The organism is Pleionea sediminis, from assembly GCF_007570825.1.
Taxonomy (GTDB): Bacteria; Pseudomonadota; Gammaproteobacteria; order Enterobacterales; family Kangiellaceae; genus Pleionea; species Pleionea sediminis.
Genome location: NZ_SUNB01000001.1, coordinates 1,681,348 through 1,698,315, shown reverse-complemented (window position 1 = coordinate 1,698,315; position 16,968 = coordinate 1,681,348). Strand labels below are relative to the sequence as shown.

17 protein-coding genes are annotated in these 16,968 nt (G+C 40.9%); 10 read left to right on the top strand and 7 right to left on the bottom strand.

All coding sequences use genetic code 11. From position 1 onward, the window contains the following. Nucleotides 1-20: 20 nt before the first annotated feature. From FAX86_RS06895 to FAX86_RS06880, 4 genes are read right to left on the bottom strand one after another with little or no spacing between them, the layout of a single operon-like run. Entirely contained in the window at nucleotides 21-287 is a 267-nt protein-coding gene (locus FAX86_RS06895) for a hypothetical protein (protein ID WP_144392599.1), read from the bottom strand. After that, nucleotides 284-850, bottom strand: coding sequence for a hypoxanthine-guanine phosphoribosyltransferase (locus FAX86_RS06890; RefSeq protein WP_144392598.1), 567 nt, complete (start codon nucleotides 848-850; stop codon nucleotides 284-286). Before FAX86_RS06890 ends, FAX86_RS06895 begins: the two co-directional genes overlap by 4 nt. A gap of 13 nt (nucleotides 851-863) precedes the next feature. Next, nucleotides 864-1,073: a YheV family putative zinc ribbon protein gene (locus FAX86_RS06885; RefSeq protein ID WP_144392597.1), complete on the bottom strand. Its 210-nt coding sequence runs from the start codon at nucleotides 1,071-1,073 to the stop codon at nucleotides 864-866. Then, the gene (locus FAX86_RS06880) at nucleotides 1,073-3,004 is read right to left on the bottom strand and encodes an ATP-binding cassette domain-containing protein (RefSeq protein ID WP_144392596.1); all 1,932 of its coding nucleotides are present in this window, start codon (nucleotides 3,002-3,004) and stop codon (nucleotides 1,073-1,075) included. Before FAX86_RS06880 ends, FAX86_RS06885 begins: the two co-directional genes overlap by 1 nt. Before the next feature lie 64 nt (nucleotides 3,005-3,068). Here FAX86_RS06880 and FAX86_RS06875 point away from each other — a divergent pair, with 64 nt between their 5' ends. Then, complete coding sequence (locus tag FAX86_RS06875) at nucleotides 3,069-4,490, top strand: sodium/proline symporter (protein WP_164503488.1); 1,422 nt, start codon at nucleotides 3,069-3,071, stop codon at nucleotides 4,488-4,490. Nucleotides 4,491-4,493: 3 nt separating this feature from the next. Here FAX86_RS06875 and FAX86_RS06870 read toward each other — a convergent pair whose 3' ends face one another. Continuing rightward, entirely contained in the window at nucleotides 4,494-4,688 is a 195-nt protein-coding gene (locus FAX86_RS06870; RefSeq protein ID WP_144392594.1) for a hypothetical protein, read from the bottom strand. A gap of 197 nt (nucleotides 4,689-4,885) precedes the next feature. Between FAX86_RS06870 and FAX86_RS06865 the strand changes: the two genes are divergently transcribed. Then, nucleotides 4,886-6,277, top strand: coding sequence for a Na+/H+ antiporter NhaC family protein (locus tag FAX86_RS06865; RefSeq protein WP_144392593.1), 1,392 nt, complete (start codon nucleotides 4,886-4,888; stop codon nucleotides 6,275-6,277). Between the two features lies 1 nt (nucleotide 6,278). Here the strand turns inward: FAX86_RS06865 and ubiK are convergent, their stop codons facing one another. Continuing rightward, nucleotides 6,279-6,533, bottom strand: coding sequence for a ubiquinone biosynthesis accessory factor UbiK (gene ubiK / locus FAX86_RS06860; RefSeq protein ID WP_144392592.1), 255 nt, complete (start codon nucleotides 6,531-6,533; stop codon nucleotides 6,279-6,281). 286 nt (nucleotides 6,534-6,819) lie between these two features. Between ubiK and speA the strand changes: the two genes are divergently transcribed. From speA to FAX86_RS06830, 6 genes are all read left to right on the top strand, one after another. Further along, nucleotides 6,820-8,706 carry a biosynthetic arginine decarboxylase gene (gene speA, locus FAX86_RS06855; protein WP_144392591.1) on the top strand — a complete coding sequence of 629 codons (1,887 nt, stop codon included), beginning with the start codon at nucleotides 6,820-6,822 and terminating at the stop codon, nucleotides 8,704-8,706. 139 nt (nucleotides 8,707-8,845) lie between these two features. Then, on the top strand, nucleotides 8,846-9,076 hold the full coding sequence (locus tag FAX86_RS06850) for a DUF6489 family protein (RefSeq protein WP_144392590.1): 231 nt from the start codon (nucleotides 8,846-8,848) through the stop codon (nucleotides 9,074-9,076). An 11-nt stretch (nucleotides 9,077-9,087) separates the two neighbouring features. After that, nucleotides 9,088-10,002, top strand: a complete 915-nt coding sequence (locus tag FAX86_RS06845; RefSeq protein ID WP_144392589.1) for an acyltransferase — start codon at nucleotides 9,088-9,090, stop codon at nucleotides 10,000-10,002. Between the two features lie 355 nt (nucleotides 10,003-10,357). Next, a complete protein-coding gene (locus FAX86_RS06840) occupies nucleotides 10,358-11,116 on the top strand; it encodes a coiled-coil domain-containing protein (protein WP_144392588.1) in 759 nt (252 codons plus the stop codon). Between the two features lie 148 nt (nucleotides 11,117-11,264). After that, nucleotides 11,265-12,224 carry a polyphosphate kinase 2 gene (ppk2, locus tag FAX86_RS06835; RefSeq protein WP_144392587.1) on the top strand — a complete coding sequence of 320 codons (960 nt, stop codon included), beginning with the start codon at nucleotides 11,265-11,267 and terminating at the stop codon, nucleotides 12,222-12,224. Nucleotides 12,225-12,244: 20 nt separating this feature from the next. Then, nucleotides 12,245-12,871 carry a methyltransferase family protein gene (locus FAX86_RS06830; protein WP_144392586.1) on the top strand — a complete coding sequence of 209 codons (627 nt, stop codon included), beginning with the start codon at nucleotides 12,245-12,247 and terminating at the stop codon, nucleotides 12,869-12,871. Nucleotides 12,872-12,909: 38 nt separating this feature from the next. Here the strand turns inward: FAX86_RS06830 and FAX86_RS06825 are convergent, their stop codons facing one another. After that, complete coding sequence (locus tag FAX86_RS06825) at nucleotides 12,910-13,455, bottom strand: protein-tyrosine phosphatase family protein (protein ID WP_144392585.1); 546 nt, start codon at nucleotides 13,453-13,455, stop codon at nucleotides 12,910-12,912. A gap of 276 nt (nucleotides 13,456-13,731) precedes the next feature. Between FAX86_RS06825 and FAX86_RS06820 the strand changes: the two genes are divergently transcribed. Further along, nucleotides 13,732-16,368 (top strand): M6 family metalloprotease domain-containing protein, encoded by a 2,637-nt coding sequence (locus tag FAX86_RS06820; protein ID WP_144392584.1) that lies wholly within the window; start codon nucleotides 13,732-13,734, stop codon nucleotides 16,366-16,368. Between the two features lie 149 nt (nucleotides 16,369-16,517). Next, complete coding sequence (locus FAX86_RS06815) at nucleotides 16,518-16,961, top strand: hypothetical protein (protein WP_144392583.1); 444 nt, start codon at nucleotides 16,518-16,520, stop codon at nucleotides 16,959-16,961. Nucleotides 16,962-16,968: the final 7 nt, after the last annotated feature.

The following is a 16,968-nucleotide window of genomic DNA, read 5'->3' as shown; positions in this document are numbered from 1 at the left end:
TTAATTAATCCATTTAATATCTATAAATACAGATGCTTCAGAGCTTTAACATACGGCTTTACTTCATCATCAAATGGAACATTTACAGCCTTTTCTAATACATCCGCCAGAACACGTTTTTCATTTTCATCCACTTCGCCATCTTCCAGCGCGATTGTCATTATTCGCTCCAACTCATCCACAGAATAACTACCATCTTTTGCAAAAGCTTTTATCGACTCCATTATCATCTTTACATGACTCGGTATGTCATCAAGCTGATTTATGCGAACTTTTGAATCGGTCATTTTTCTTCCTTTAATGCATAAATGCCCGGTGCATTTCTTAAATATTCTTTATAGTCCATTCCGTAACCAAATACATAGCGATCTTCTACCTTCATTCCAGTAAAATCAGCTTTGAATTCAGCCTCTGCTTTGCGATCGTGCACCTTTTCAACCAACACAGCGGTATAAACCTGCTTAGCACCTTGTGCTTTAATCGCATTTAGAATAGCTAATAAAGTATGTCCTTCATCCAATATGTCATCTACGACCAAAACATTTCTATCCGTTAAGCTGACTTGCGGCAAGGCTTTCCAATGTAATTCACCACCCGATGTTTCACCACGATATCGAGTCGCATGACAATAATCGACCACCAATGGAAAATTCAAATGAGTTAACAGCTGACCAGCAAATACTAATCCTCCATTCATTATCGTTAAAACGACAGGATTATCATCGGATAACTGACTCTCTATTTGACTCGCCATCGTCTCGATTGTTTTCTCAACTTGTTCTCTTGTGTACAGACAATCAGCCGAGTTTAAAACTTTCTCAACAACATCTTTAACATTATTCTCAGACATTTAGATTCTCTTATTAATCATTCTCTATATTAATCCACTGAATCATGGACTCTTGCGATTTTTTCTTCGTCGACTGCTTTTTTCCATTATCAGAATCAAGATGTTCGATATGGTGACAGTCGATACATTCAAATACCTTACATCCACTTTGCACATAAGTAACTATAGCGTCTATATTACCGCAATTAGGGCAGGTCGCACCTGCAATAAATTTTTTATTCATTAATCAATACCATGCTCCGCATGAGCACGAATAGATTCGCTCTCATATTCCTCTTGAAATTCAAACCATTCATCTTCTGCTTGCGTAAGTTCCGACTTTAACTGCGACTGTCTATCAATTATACGGCTCAAGTCATCTTTTCGATCACTCTCATACAGTGAACTATCAGCCATTTCAGTTTCCAGCTTCCCTAACTCACTTTGCAGCTTTTCTACTCGCTTTTCCGCCTTATCCAAATTCTTTTTGATTGGCGCTAACATTTGTCTTACTTTTGCTTCAGCTTGTTTTTTTGCTTTTCGATCAACCGCGGGAGATTTTGTGGAACCATTAGATGAATCAACTGCCGACTTATCACTTCCCCAACGATTTTGCTTTAACCATTGATGATAATATTGAGTGTCGCCATTAAATTCATTAACTTGACCACTATCAACTAAATACAATTCATCCACAGTGGCATCTAACAAGTATCGATCATGAGAAATCAGTATGACGGCACCAGAAAAGTTTTGAATGGCCAAGGTTAATGCATCGCGCATTTCCATATCTAAATGGTTAGTAGGCTCATCCAGTAAAATTAAATTAGGTCGTTGATATATAACAAGTGCTAAAACTAATCTTGCTTTTTCCCCACCCGAAAAGTTTTCAACATTTTCAAATACTTTATCACCATGAAAGGCAAAGCCTCCAAGATAATTTCGAACTTCTTGTTCTGATAGGTCAGGATCGAGATCTATCAATTGATCAAATGCACTTTGTTGGCCATTAAGCTGTTCCAATTGATGTTGCGCAAAATATCCAACATTTAAATGTTTACTAGCTTCACGAGATCCTTCAGTTGTCACTTCCGTTTGAGCGATGGTTTTTAGTAAGGTTGACTTACCCGCACCATTACGTCCTAACAATCCAATCCGACTGTCACATCGGATCGAAAAGTTCACATTATTCAATATCCATTCTTCACCATATCCAGCATTAATTTTTTCAAATCGTAGTAATGGATCGGGTTTATGTTTCGGCTCATAAAAATCAAATGACAGTTTTTCTCTAACTTGAATATTTTCGACAGTTGCCATTCGTTCCAGTGCTTTTACTCGACTCTGAGCTTGCTTCGCTTTGCTGGCTTTTGCTTTAAATCGATCGATAAACGACTGCAAGTGTGCAATTTTTGATTGTTGCTTTTCATACTGCTTCGCTTGCAAACTTTCTCGTTCTGCTTTTAGTTTAATAAACTCAGAATAATTACCTGAATATGCCTTTACTTTTCCACGCTCAAAATGCAAAACCTTTGATACGATTGCATCTAGAAAGTCTCTATCATGTGAAATAATGAGTAACGTGCCGGGATACGATCGCAAAAAAGATTCAAGCCAAAATACAGCATCCAGATCCAAATGGTTAGTTGGTTCGTCAAGCAACAGTAAATCGGATGATTGGATTAGAGCTTGAGCTAAATTTAATCGCACACGCCACCCTCCAGACAACTCAGATACATTGGCTTGCATTAGCTCGTCACTGAAACCCAATCCAAAAAGTAACTTTGCCGCTCTAGACTCGGCATCATAAGCCCCAAGGAATTCTAATGACTGATGCGCTTTAGCAATTGCTTCGCCATCATTTTCTTTTTCAGCTCGCATAAGTTCTGCTTGAGCAATACGTAAATCTTTATCACCATCGAGAACATAATCAATTGCAGTCCGTTCCATGCCTGGAGTTTCTTGTCGCACATGTGCAATTTTTAATTTTGAAGGTATATCAAAATTACCGGTGTCGGCATGCAACTCACCCAAAATGAGCTGGAATAAGGTTGACTTGCCACAGCCATTAGGTCCGACAATACCTATTTTTTCACCCTGAAAAAACGTCACGTCGAGATCTTCGACTAACGTCTTTGCTCCGCGAGAATAAGAAACTTTAGAACATGTGATCATATAGTAATTACAACTTAAGCCTGATAGGGTTACGGGCCACAGATAACTCCTATTTGAGATGGCCATGGCAGACGCCACTATTGTATTGTTAACCTTAGTACTTTACAAAATTACTCTGCTTGGTATTGGCATTTGGGCTAAGAGCAAGAATCGCTCAAGCAGTGACTTTTTCCTGGCGAGTAGAGAGCTGGGCCCATGGACTGCAGCTTTAAGTGCATGTGCTAGCTCAAGTTCAGCCTGGACGTTGCTGGGTATCAGCGGCGCGGCATATATTTGGGGCTTATCCGCAATCTGGTTACTTCCCTCTGTAATAGTTGGATTTTTAATCAATTGGCTTTGGGTTGCACCGCGAATTGCTCATCTGAGTAGGAAAGAAAAAGCACTCACATTAACCGACCTGATGATTGCAGAACCCTATGGTAAACATTGCGACACCATACGACATGTTGCCATATTTATTATTGTTTTTTCTTTTACATTTTATATCGGTGCACAATTTAAAGCCGCAGGGGCAAGCTTTCACAGCGCCTTGAATATTAATTTCACTCTTGCCGTCATTCTTGGCGCTTTCATAATAATGCTATACACCTTTATGGGGGGTTTTTGGGCCGTCAGTATTACTGATACTCTACAAGGATTACTTATGTGTTTGACGGCAATTATCCTTCCCACTGCGGCAATCATGCATATCGGTGGCATTGAACCATTAATCAATAGCTTGCTCTATCATAATGCAGGTGCTCCAACCGGAATTACTGGCCATCACACCGGAATTGCGGCGTTAGGGTTTATTGTTGGTTTACTGGGAATTGGTATTGGCTACCCAGGTCAGCCACACGTAGTAACTCGATTGATGGCCCTCAGAAATAAGCAAAGTTTGGAACAAGGTCGAGTCATTGCCATCACCTGGGCTTTGGTCGTATATTCAGGAATGCTGCTACTTGGCTGGAGTGCCAAAATGTTTGTGCCAAATCTTATCGATGGCGAAACAGTTTTTTTAGTATCCGCCAATCAACTTTTTTCACCAGTAATTTCTGGCATTATGATCGCTGCCGTACTTTCCGCAGTTATGTCGACCGCAGATTCACAAATACTAGTGGTATCGTCCGCTCTATCTTATGACTCTTATCATACTATTGATAGACAAAAACACAGTTTAGTCTTGAGCAGAATGACGGTATTAGCGGTATGTTTTTTTGCCGCTCTATTAGCATTATTTCTTGATCAAAGTATTTTTGATCGGGTCTTATTTGCCTGGCATGCTGTAGGAAGCAGTTTTGGTCCGCCATTAATTATTCGTTTAATGGGACGACAAATTAGTAATCGTTACGTATTAATGTCAATGCTATCCGGCTTTTTGCTGACGGTTATTTTTCATAACTTACCAGAGTTGCCAGGTGACTTGGCAGAGCGCTGGATTCCCTTCCTCAGCGCACTCACCATTGCCTATTTTGGATCTTTTAAAATGTACAGAAAGACGCTATAAAAACTACACTTTTGCAGGCTGCTCCTTTTCATTGGTCTCGTTCGATCCGACCACTTCACCTTCAACCACTTCTCCTTGATCTTTAGTGGATTTATCGGCAGTCCAATCACTGACTTTCTTTTTCGCTTTGTAAAAAAGATCATGCCAGAACTCATGAAAAGCAGCGCCTAAAACTATTCCAATAACTAAATACAACATTGTATTTTCTCCCATCTAAGCAAAGTTATAAAATCCAACCAGGGAGTTGCTATTAACATGCCAACTTGTAATACATTGATAAATATCGTTTTTTCTTAAAACCTCAGTACCGTATTAGTGGTTTTCACCAAAAATTGGTGAAGCATTTATAAAACCCGTACAATCTCGACTTAATAAAAACAACAAGAGAAAAAACTATGGAATGGTGGACATTACTGCCGCCACTACTGGCAATTATTATCGCTGTCTGGAAGCGCGAAGTTATTTTGGCATTGCTAGTTGCAATATTTAGTGCCGAATGGCTTTTATCTAATTTCCATCCTGGACTTGGATTTTTAAACATGGCCGAGCGATTAGTATCGGTATTCCAAAGTGAAGGGAACACTCGCATACTCATGTTCAGTTTGCTCGTTGGTGCATTACTCGCTCTCATGCAAAAGTCTGGAGGTGTCAGTGCATTTGTTCACTGGGTAGGACGAAAAGGATTTGCAGACTCTCCAAGAAAAGTTGGTCTGCTACCAACCATTATGGGCACGTTTATATTTATCGAGACCAATTTAAGCGTGTTAACTTCAGGAATACTTTCACGTAATCTATTCGATAAATTTAACATGAGTCGTGAGCGACTTGCTTACATTATTGATTCGACCTGCGCTCCAATTTCAGTACTTATTGTCATGAATGCCTGGGGAGCTTACATTCTTAGCTTAATTAGTGATTTCCCTCTCGAAAACTCTAACCGCGTGTTATTAGGCTCAATTGGCTTGAACTTTTACGCACTCATTACAATTGCTTTGGTTTTATATACTGTTTTATTCAATCGTGTTCACGGTCCAATGAAACACACTGAAAATACCATACGCGGTGAACCGGAAGAAACTTTAGAAACGCCCTCCAAAAAACGATTCATGCTATTACCGTTATTAACCATGATTTTTGGCATTGTATTTTTCATGTGGTTCACAGGCTATCAATCGATCGGCAAGCCGTTAACTGACATTTCATTTACCGACGCACTATTAGAAGGCTCTGGTTCAAAATCAGTTCTTTGGGCAACTCTGTCTGCGCTGTTTGTTGCTTATGTACTAATTAAATTTGGCGCAAAACAAAAACACAAAACGTTAGTAAGCTGGGGATTCGAAGGTATGAGTCGACTGCTCGGACTGGTAACAACCGTTTGTTTAGCATTAGCTCTAGGCGCAAGCATGAAAGCGCTGGGTACTGGTGATTTCGTTGCGCAAATGATCAGCAGTAAATTACCCATTTGGACAGTAACGCCGCTCATATTCTTCGCAGCCGCCACCATTTCTTTCACAACCGGAACTTCTTGGGGAACTTTTGGCATTTTAATTCCCATTGGAATTCCCGTTGCGCAAACGTTAGGCATTCCACCTGAGTTAGTTTTAGCCGCTATTTTGGGAGGTGGTGTGTTTGGCGATCACTGCTCACCTATTTCCGACACAACCATAGTTTCATCTCTGGCGGCGGGCTGTGATCACCTGGATCATGTACGAACTCAGTTACCCTACGCACTCACCGCAGGAATAGCGACTGTAGTACTCTACTCCATTGCCGGTGTTTTCATTTAAATCAGGACGGGTTGTTGAATTTAGACTCTAATTCAGCAACCTGTTTTTCGAGTTCTTCAAGCTTGTTCCGTGTTTTTTGTAAAACCTTGGTTTGCACATCAAACTCCTCTCGAGTCACTAGCTCAAGCTTACCCAACTGAGATTGCAACACCTGTTTGAATTGCGACTCCATCTCTAAGTGCATTTTTTTCATTTCAGGTGGTACTAGTTGGCTCATTTTGTTTGCTAAATCTTCGATTATTTTCGCGTCGATCATGTTGTATTCTCATAACTTCAAAATTAATCCCACTATAAAGCAAGCTTGGTGAAATTCAACTCACTTCGACTACGAGCAAGTAACATAATCAGAAAATAGTTTGAGCTATAAACACTACTAAAATATTGTTATTTAAAGCATCAAATAACTCGAACTATTGTTAAAAGCTGTTTATATTTACCCCAATTGAATCTGCGGTAAGTTAATCGCTTTCAATACCTTGATCAGGGCACTATCAACGTCCTGTTATCGACAGCAATACACACAAGTGAGCAAGATACAGTCAATGAGCAAGCAAACACGAACAGCAGCTGACAATTACAACATTCCACTTTGGAGTGATGGCTTTTTTAACATCGATGACGATGGCGATCTCGTTGTCATTTCTGAAAATGACGGCGTAACCTATCGACACAAATTGCACAAAATTATTGAAAAGCTGGATCTGGACGAAAAGCCTCTGCCCATGCTTCTTCGATTTGGCAATATTCTCAGAAACCGCCTGGATCAAATTGCCGATGCGTTTGCCGATACCATTAAAGAACGTGGCTACAATAATCGTTACACCTGCGTCTATCCAATAAAAGTTAATCAACAACGTTCGGTAATTAACGAATTGACCTCTCATGGCGGTTCAAGGTTTGGCCTTGAGTCAGGGAGCAAACCAGAACTGCTTGCCGTTTTAGGCACTCAAATGCCCGCTGAAAGTGTCGTTGTTTGCAATGGTTACAAAGATCGGGAATACGTTCGCACGGCACTAATTGGGCAGCAAATGGGGAGACGCGTTTATTTAGTAGTCGAGAAATTACACGAGCTCGACATTGTGCTTGATGAAGCCCAGAAAATGGGCGTTCAACCCAAACTTGGTGTTCGCGTCAGAATGTACGCTATTGGTAAAGGTAATTGGCAAGATACAGGCGGTGAGAAGTCAAAGTTTGGATTATCTCCAAGCCAGCTGATTAAGTTTACCGAGAAACTCAAAGAACATGGAATGCTCGATTGTCTAAAACTTCTTCATTGTCATTTGGGCTCACAAATTTCGAGTATTACGGATATTCGTAAAGGCGTAAAAGAATGCGCCCGATATTTTGTTGAATTACGACGAATGGGTTTGCCTTTAAGCATTATTGATGTCGGTGGTGGACTCGGTGTCGACTATGAAGGAACACAATCGCCCTCATACTATTCTATCAACTACACTGTTCAAGCCTACGCCAATACCATAGTCGAAACTATTGCCGATGTACTGGACTCACACCAACTTGAACATCCAGAAATTATTACTGAGTCTGGTAGAGCACTCACGGCACATCATGCCGTTTTAATTACCAATATGTTCGATAAAGAAACCGCGCCCGGCCTAAACGAACCAGAACCAGTAACGGCAGAAGAAACCAATGTTTTACAAAACTTATGGCGACACTATGAAAGCTTAGATGAAGAGAGCGCCATCGAAACTTACAATTCAGCCATCTTCTACTTGAATGAAGCATTAATGCTCTATACACACGAAGGCATTTCGCTCGAAGAATGGGCGCGATGTGAACAACTGTATTTTGCCATTTGCCGTAAAATCTTGCCTTTGCTCGACGAAACAATTCCCGGACATGAAACCGTCATAACTGAGCTCAACAATAAACTTGCTGACAAACTATTTTGCAATTTCAGCCTCTTTCAGTCACTGCCAGATGCTTGGGGCGTGGGACAGATATTTCCAGTTGTGCCAATTCATCACCTTAATAAGCCACTTACTACGAGAGGCATTCTTAAAGATATTACCTGTGATTCGGATGGCCGAATTGAACGTTATGTGAATGGGCGGTCGATAGAATCGAGCTTACTGTTACCTGAAGTAAATGAGTCTGAGCAGTTTCTGGTTGGAATCTTTATGGTAGGCGCTTACCAGGAAATTTTGGGAGCTCTGCATAACCTATTTGGCGATACACATTCTGCGCATATCGAACTCAAAGCGAATGGTGAATTTGAAGAACAAGAGTTTACCGAGGGTGATACTGTCGCTGAAGCACTCTCAATCGTACACTACGATGAAAAAATGCTAACTCGTCAATTTCACGACCAGTTGTCCCAGTCAAAACTGGACGTAGACACGCAAAAAGCTTACCTCGAAGAATTGGCTGCTGGTTTACAAGGATACACTTACCTCGAAGAGTAACTACAAAACCCAGGCGATCCTCAGTAAGAAGCGCCTTCTGATTGAAGGTATCGCCTGGAGCGACAATCCGGTACACTAATTACCTTTCCACTAGGCTGTTATTCAATAATAATTAATGTCCATTTCATAGGTCTTTGAAATGAAAGTAAATTTTGAAATAGATGCAACTCCAGAAGAATGGAGAAAGTTTTTTGGTATGCCGGATGTTTCCGAGCTTCACGAAGATATTATTAACGAAGCCAAGAAAAAAATAGAGTCTGGCGATTTTGATGTGATGAAACTACTTCAGCAGTTTATGCCCGCAGATATTCAAAAAATGACCGAAATGCAGCAGGATTTCTGGCAGAACATATTCAAGCAGCAGAAGTAAGAGATATTCACATGAAAGATATTTTGCGCTTTTTCATCGGCGCTACTGCAATGACTCTATTTGTTGCGAACATAATTTTTTGGATTATTCCATTACTCGCTTTATCCCTACTTAAATTTTTAATTCCAATACCAGCACTACGCCGAGTATTTAGTTATTTGCTGAATGGCTGCGCCAGTTGCTGGATCTCAGTAAACAGCATGCTCGCGCACAAACACTGTCAAATCGATATTGAGTGGCCTGACAACGCAAACTTCTCAGTTAAAGACTGGTATCTCGTCATGGCCAACCATCAATCCTGGGTCGACATTTACGTTTTGCAGAAAATTTTTAATCGCAAAATTCCATTTCTTAAGTTCTTTTTGAAAAAAGAGCTGATTTACGTTCCGCTCTTAGGTCTTGCATGGTGGGCATTAGACTTCCCATTTATGAAACGTCACAACAAAGCCTATCTTAAAAAGCATCCAGAGAAAAAAGGGCAAGATCTGGAAACGACTAAGAAGGCATGTGAAAAATTTAAACACATACCAATTTCAGTCATGAATTTTGTTGAAGGCACACGTTTTACTCCTCAAAAAGCCAAAAAACAAAATTCTCCTTATAAACATCTGCTAAAACCTAAATCAGGTGGTATTGGCACTGTACTCTCTATTTTGGGAGAACAAATGAATACAGTGGTCGATGTAACCATTCACTACCCTGATGGCATTCCAACCTTTTGGGACTTTTTGTGCGCTCGATTAAACACCATTAAAGTCAAAGTAAGATTGTTAGACGTTAAGTCTGAAATTATTGGTGATATGAATGATAGTGACGTCCGTATTCGAGTACAAACCTGGCTAAATCAAATATGGATAGAAAAAGACCAAATGATTGAAAACCAGATCGGTACCAGCAACAAACAACCCGAATCGGCAAGCGTCTAAATAGACCTATTGGTGGGCTTAATTGCCCACCACACAACAAATCAGCTCCACCCAACCTCAATAAATTTCTTAAAATTGGTACTTTTCCACAAGACATCCTCAAAACCTTCGATTTCCTACCCTAAATCCTTACATTCGCACTTAAAAGAATACTATTTTTCATTATTGTACAAATGCTCCTTAAATATTATTTTATCTATAAATATCAATAAGTTACCCGCATATTTGCTTTGCATAAAAATCATTCTGATTAAAACAAACAGAATTGTTTTGGATATTTCTCCAACTTTTATAGATATTTCACCACTTTTCTTGTATTATTCCGCGCAAATTTTAAGCAGTAGAGGAGACAGCATTGGAACAAGCAAGTGTTGAAGTCCAACTAGAAGTTTGGAAAGAACTCGCCATTAGCAAGCAGATGCTTATGCAGACCGCAGCGAAAGGACTAGGACTAGCAGAAGAATATACTTCTGAAGAGCTCGAAGCAGCTCTAAACAAAACCATCGCTTTAGCGAATAACGCCGAAGTAGAGGTTAAAGCAGCTCAAGAAAGAGCAGAACAGCAGATCGCAGAAATGCAAGCACAGGTGGAAGCAGCAGAAAAAGCCACCAAGCAAGCTTTAGCTGAGAGAGATGCCGCACTTTCTGGTAAGGAAACAGCAGAGCAATCAATGGAAGCAAATCGAAGCCAGACGGCCGATGAGCTCAAAAAGGCGAAGAATCAACTTGCCGAAAAACAGAAGGAAATAAAACAGATTACTAAAGTTCTTGCTGACACTCCTGAAAATGTCGTCAAGAAAATGAAAGCGCTTAAGAAAGAAAAAATGGACGAGTCCAAAGCGCGAAAGCAAGCAGAAGATCTCAGCAAAAAACTTCGTAAAGAAAAGCAAACCGCTGAAACAACTGTTGCCGAGCAAAAAGAAGTGCTCAAAAAAGCAGTTGAACTTTCTGAAGAATACACGGCACTTAATAAATTAGCTAATGAGCAATACAACAAGTTAGCTGAAAGTGTTGAAGATAAAGACTCTTTAGAAAAAATTCCTGCAGTTAACGAAGAATTGCTTGAGTTAATAAAGACTGCTGCTGAAGATACAAAAAAAGGTAAGAAAAAGTAACTCCTCTCACCTTTTCCGAAAAGGCCCGCTGATGCGGGCTTTTTTGTTGGCGGCTATTGATTCAGATCAAGCGTGGTTTACTTTGATAAAACAAATCATGTCTGACCTTCTATAATTAAAATTGAAGATCTGAAATGAGGCGTTACTTATGAGTCATAAAAAGGTTTCTGAAAACAACAAAGAACCCTTGTCGATATCTGAAGAATTACATGGTCCAGATCTTCGTCACCACCTCGCAGAAATAAAACATGACAAGTCAGCAACAGAGTCAGACTTTCAATCATCTGCATATCCTTACAAAAGTAAAATTTCGCGTTCAGTCTATGAAAAGCGTAAAAGAAGCTTACAAATTGAGTTACTCAAAGTTCAAAAATGGGTAAAAGCTGAAGGAAAAAAAATAGTTATCATATTTGAGGGAAGGGATGCAGCCGGAAAAGGTGGTACTATAAAACGATTCATGGAACACTTGAATCCTCGAGGAGCGAGAGTGGTTGCTCTTGAAAAGCCAACTGCAGAAGAAAAGGGACAATGGTACTTTCAACGCTATATTCAACATTTACCAACGGCAGGAGAAATTGTTCTATTTGATCGTAGCTGGTACAACCGAGCTGGAGTCGAGCGCGTCATGAACTTTTGTGAACCTGCAGAGTATCTCGAGTTTATGCGTCAGGTTCCTGAATTAGAAAGGATGCTTACACGATCGGGAATCCATTTTTTTAAATATTGGTTTTCTGTTTCAAGAGAAGAGCAGCTCAAACGATTTCAAAAAAGAAAAGTCGACCCAGTAAAACAATGGAAGTTAAGCCCCATAGATATTCAATCACTAAACAAATGGGAGGATTATACCGAAGCAAAAGAAGCAATGTTTTTTTACACTAATACAAAAGATGCACCCTGGACAGTCATCAAATCAGACGATAAAAAGAGAGCTCGCTTAAATTGTATGCAGCATTTTTTATCTTCCCTTGATTATCTCAATAAAGATCATCATAGTGTTTCAAAACCGGATCCACTGATTGTCGGACCAGCAAGTTCCATTATCGAACATGACGACCACATACTGGCAAAGTCACTGCATCCAGAGCAACGTAATTTAAACAACAATTAAAATCGATTAAAAAATTACTAATGAATGTCGTAGAAATCAATTCAGCAATTGATAGTTTCACACGTGCTTATCTGGCTATGTTCTTTACCGGAGTCGCTATTTATTATACGTCGGTCATACTCATCAAAAAACATAAACAAAAATCTGAAATGGTTTTCCCAGGGAAGCTCTACTGCGCAACTTGGTGGAATCACATGCTGTTTCGATTCTTTAGACTTATGATTTGGTTTGTTTGTATTGCGCGTTGGCTCTATCCTCAAGTCGATTCTTACTTAATCGTTTTTGATTCATTAAACTACGAACTAATAATACTGCTGGGCAATGTGTTACTAACTTTCGGATTTCTTTTTGCAATAGTGTCAAACCGAAGTCTCGGCGTTCAATGGCGCTCAGGAATAGATCCTGAAGGACCGAAATATCTCAAAACATCCGGATTTTATAAATATTCCAGAAATCCTGCTTTTGTGGCCGTCGCATTTGCACAGTTCGGTTTTTTTCTCGCAATCCCGTCGGCCTTCACCTTGATTTGTCTAGTCTTCGGGATAATGACACTTCAAAGACAAGCCACAGCGGAAGAAAAGCATTTATTACTCAAGTTTCCTGAAGAGTATTCTCTTTATCAGTCCCAAACACCTCGATGGCTGTAAGGCTAATTTAACAGAACACTGATAAGAGACATCTAGCATCAAACCTCTTTCCAATATTTTACTTTATCCACTTGAGCTGGTCTTTGCGGAGAAGGCTTACTTGCGAAATGTACGTCTGCGGCCCTTAGTTCATTTATCTTCTCTAAAGCTTCATCACCACGCATGCCATGCCGTACTAACCAACACCCAACAATTGTTCCTGTGCGACCATGACCAGCAAGACAATGCAAATAGACAGGTCGCTTCTGCTTGATAGAGCTATCAATGGCATCAAGTATTAATCGAATGGAGTTATCATTGATTGCTGTACCATCCATTGCCGGATAACGAATAAATGAGACTTCTTGATTTATTTCTTCAGCCAATCGCTCCAATGGGTCGTGGTAAAAAGGAAATTCTCGTCGAACAACTTCATCTTCTTCCTGTAAACTGATAAACGTTCGCATGCCCAAATCAAGCAAATGCTTTAAAAACTGTTTTGAGTCGTATCGGTCGCGACCTGCTGGCGACTGACCCGCCAAAAACTTGGGCTCATCGACCCACCAATATCGGAAATCTATTCCACCGGATGAAAACTTAGGCATGAGCGGCCCCAATTTTAAAAACCACTTTCCAGAGAGTAGCTTGGAAAAGAATTTGGATTAAGTTATTAACTATAGCCAAGATGAACCAGAAGTTTGAAAAATACCAACCATGTAAAGTTGGATTTAACGCTTAAAATTCATTTAACCGTCTAAAAAGCCTAATAAATAATTAACACATCATTCATCGTTTTGTCTTTTTTGCCAGCGCTCTCACAGAAAACACTGGTTATTTGACATACACTTTCGCCGATGTCAGCAAAGTGAGCAGTAAACAATATGGAACAAAGAACGTTAAGTACATTCAAAAAAACCATGAAAAACAAAAATATAGCTTTAAGCATGGTTTTAGGAACCTCTCTCATTTCTCAAAATCTCAGCGCATCGATTGCTAACCCCGATCCTTTCACCGTTAAACAATGTGGAGAAACAAGTCAGTCAATTCAGCTCGTTTTGAAAGGTAGCGCTGAGCAACATTGGGAAGAAGACCTCAATGGTTATACCGTTATTAGAAACGGTAATTGCTACGAATACGCCAAATCAGGTACCGACGGCAAGTTGTTACCAACTGGTAAAAGAGTGGGCATAGACACCCCTACTGCCATTGAAAAAGGCATAAAACCACCAAAGACAGCGCTAGCGTTTGCCCATAAAGATCCTATCGTTCCATTGTCGAAAATGCCAACAGTGAAAGAAAAGTCCGCTAACGGCTCAACCAATGTAGCGACTCGTAAAAATTTAGTAATACTCATTCGTTTTGCAGACCACACAGAAGAAGCGGCAGAAGCCAATGGTTATCCAGAGAGGGTTTTGCCATCAGCAAGTGATTTCGATGTTCTATTTAATCAAGAGGGCGGTGACGCTGACCTTGCTCCTGCTGGAAGCGTCAAAGATGTTTACCTGACTAATTCTTATGGACAACTCAATTTAGAGTCCACCGTTGTCGACTGGTACACCAGCTCCGAAACAGAAGCTTATTGGGCAGATGGAGACTCAGGAATGACGACTCGTCTTCACACCCTCTTAAAGGCAGCTCTCGATAATGCCGACCAAACAATCAATTTTAGCGATTTTGACCAAGATAATGATGGTTACATCGATGCGATAACCTTTGTGCACTCAGGCTACGGCGCTGAGTGGGGTGGTCAAGATTGCTACACTTCTAACGACCGAAACTCACGTATCTGGTCACATAAATGGGGCTTCGGCGCATGGACTTCCGATGAAGGGGTTCGAGTCAGTAGCTACAACATCAACCCCGCCTTATGGGCAAGATGTGGCTCCGATATTGGACGCGTCGGTGTTATCGCACATGAGCTTGGACACTTCTTCGGTTTACCCGACCTGTACGATACTAACGGCGGTGGTCAAGGAATCGGATCTTATGGACTTATGGCAAATTCCTGGGGAAGTGACGGTAGCCAGCGCCCGCCTTTCTTCAGCGCTTGGGGACGCCAACAATTAGGTTTCAATGAACCAGTTGAAATAACCGTACCTGGCAAATATCTACTTGATGACAACACCATTTACAAAGTACAAGAAGGCTATCCAAATCGTGAATATTTGTTGATCGAGAAACGCCAACGAAAAGCGCTGGATGGAACGCCTGTTTTCGACAATATACCAAATCAAGCTGATGGTGTTGCGATATGGCACATCGATGACGCAGCCGGCAACAACTCAGAAGGTCATCCAGATCAAGCTGAATGGCCAGAAAATGGCAATCATTACAAAGTTGCGCTGTTACAAGCCGATGGCAACTATGACATGGAAAAAGGGAATAATCAGGGCGATCGCTTTGACCTATATTCACCAAACACGACCGACATGATTGGACCCGATACGCTACCCAATACTGACTCCTATCAGGGAGGTGTGATTCAAAAAACATTCCATACTATTTCAAATATCAGCGATCCAGCCGATGAAATGACATTCTGCTTTAATCAAACAAATTGTCAGGGCTTTCTGTTTACTGTCGAGAATGGTCAAGGCGGCGGTCAGTACGCTGCGGGTAAAACAGTGACTATCACAGCCAATACCGCGCCAGAAGGTTATGAATTCGACCGTTGGGTTATTAGAGAAGGTTCTGTAGAGCTTGCATCATCAACAAGTTTAGAAACAACCGCAAAAATTCAGCCCGGCACCACGACGATTGAAGCGACTTACAAGGTGATTACTTACGCTTTGAATATCAGCAACGGTTCAGGTGATGGCGAATATGCGGCTGGCGAAGTTGTTTCAATAACGGCCAATAGCCCTGAGCCTGAATACGAATTTGATCGATGGATTGTCACAAATGGAAGTGCAGATATAGCACAACCAACAAGTCCAGAAACGACAGTAACCATTGGTACGCAAGACGTGTCCATTGAAGCAACGTACAAGGTCATCAAATATCAATTGAATATTGAAATGGGTAGCGGTGACGGCGAGTACGCAGCAGGAGAAAGCATTTCCATAACAGCCGATGCTCCAGCTGACGAATTCGAATTTGATCGCTGGGTAGTCACTAGTGGCAATGCCGTGATTGATTCTCCAACCAGCATGCAAACTTCTGTCACGATGGGTTCTGGCGACTCAACTGTTGAAGCAACCTACAAAGCCATTCTTTATACAGTCACCATTAATGGTGGTAGTGGAAGCGGAAATTATGCAGCGGGTGAAACAGTTAACATCATCGCAAATGAACCAGCGGAAGAAATGCTGTTTGATCGATGGGTAGTTGTTGAAGGCTCAGCTGAGTTTGCCAATCCTAGACGAGCAGATACCACAATGACCGTTGGTAGTGGTGGTGCAGTTATTGAAGCTACCTACAAGTCTGAAAGCGAAGAAGAAGAAAGCGGTTCACTTAACTTTGCACTTATCTTCGGCCTAATTCTCCTTGGGTTGCGTCGCATCCGAGGTTCGCACTAGTCGCTATTTCGACTATCATTTATAACACCATTTCCAGAGTTTGATATATCTCAAACTCTGGAAACTTCTATAAAATCGCTGTAACCAACACTTTGCTTAGAACTGCGTTTGTTATGCAGGTCTGGAACAAATCCATGAGGATAGCTGACATGAACTCAAGAGCTCGATTTAGAATATTAACCTGTATCTCGTTAATGAGTTGCTTAATTTTCGGCGGCTGTTCCGATTCCTCCAAGAACCAAGAGTCCGTATCAAACGACCAACAATCTAACGCTGCTTCTCCATCTCCTGTGCCGGGCACAGTAGTTCCAGGAGGCATGCCGCCAACTTCAAAACCTATCACCTATGTTCTCGTTGATGGCACTAAAATTACGGCATTACTCAAAGGCGGTCCATGTCTTAATTGGGAAGAAGATGAAAATGGTTACACGATTATTGCTAGCGAAGAAAAGTATTTTTATGCAAAGCTTGGCGATGATGGGTCATTGGTTCCAACAGAATATGAAGTCACCAAGCACGATCCTAAGCAAATTGAAGAGTTAACTCCTCATACAAAACCCAAGCCTAAAGAAGACTGTCCTTTTAACGGGTAATAGCCAA

Coding starts and splice junctions, on each gene's coding strand:
- FAX86_RS06895 (WP_144392599.1), bottom strand. CDS start 287: ATGACCGATTCAAAAGTTCGCATAAATCAGCTTGATGACATACCGAGT.
- FAX86_RS06890 (WP_144392598.1), bottom strand. CDS start 850: ATGTCTGAGAATAATGTTAAAGATGTTGTTGAGAAAGTTTTAAACTCG.
- FAX86_RS06885 (WP_144392597.1), bottom strand. CDS start 1,073: ATGAATAAAAAATTTATTGCAGGTGCGACCTGCCCTAATTGCGGTAAT.
- FAX86_RS06880 (WP_144392596.1), bottom strand. CDS start 3,004: ATGATCACATGTTCTAAAGTTTCTTATTCTCGCGGAGCAAAGACGTTA.
- FAX86_RS06875 (WP_164503488.1), top strand. CDS start 3,069: ATGGCAGACGCCACTATTGTATTGTTAACCTTAGTACTTTACAAAATT.
- FAX86_RS06870 (WP_144392594.1), bottom strand. CDS start 4,688: ATGTTGTATTTAGTTATTGGAATAGTTTTAGGCGCTGCTTTTCATGAG.
- FAX86_RS06865 (WP_144392593.1), top strand. CDS start 4,886: ATGGAATGGTGGACATTACTGCCGCCACTACTGGCAATTATTATCGCT.
- ubiK (WP_144392592.1), bottom strand. CDS start 6,533: ATGATCGACGCGAAAATAATCGAAGATTTAGCAAACAAAATGAGCCAA.
- speA (WP_144392591.1), top strand. CDS start 6,820: ATGAGCAAGCAAACACGAACAGCAGCTGACAATTACAACATTCCACTT.
- FAX86_RS06850 (WP_144392590.1), top strand. CDS start 8,846: ATGAAAGTAAATTTTGAAATAGATGCAACTCCAGAAGAATGGAGAAAG.
- FAX86_RS06845 (WP_144392589.1), top strand. CDS start 9,088: ATGAAAGATATTTTGCGCTTTTTCATCGGCGCTACTGCAATGACTCTA.
- ppk2 (WP_144392587.1), top strand. CDS start 11,265: ATGAGTCATAAAAAGGTTTCTGAAAACAACAAAGAACCCTTGTCGATA.
- FAX86_RS06830 (WP_144392586.1), top strand. CDS start 12,245: ATGAATGTCGTAGAAATCAATTCAGCAATTGATAGTTTCACACGTGCT.
- FAX86_RS06825 (WP_144392585.1), bottom strand. CDS start 13,455: ATGCCTAAGTTTTCATCCGGTGGAATAGATTTCCGATATTGGTGGGTC.
- FAX86_RS06820 (WP_144392584.1), top strand. CDS start 13,732: ATGGAACAAAGAACGTTAAGTACATTCAAAAAAACCATGAAAAACAAA.
- FAX86_RS06815 (WP_144392583.1), top strand. CDS start 16,518: ATGAACTCAAGAGCTCGATTTAGAATATTAACCTGTATCTCGTTAATG.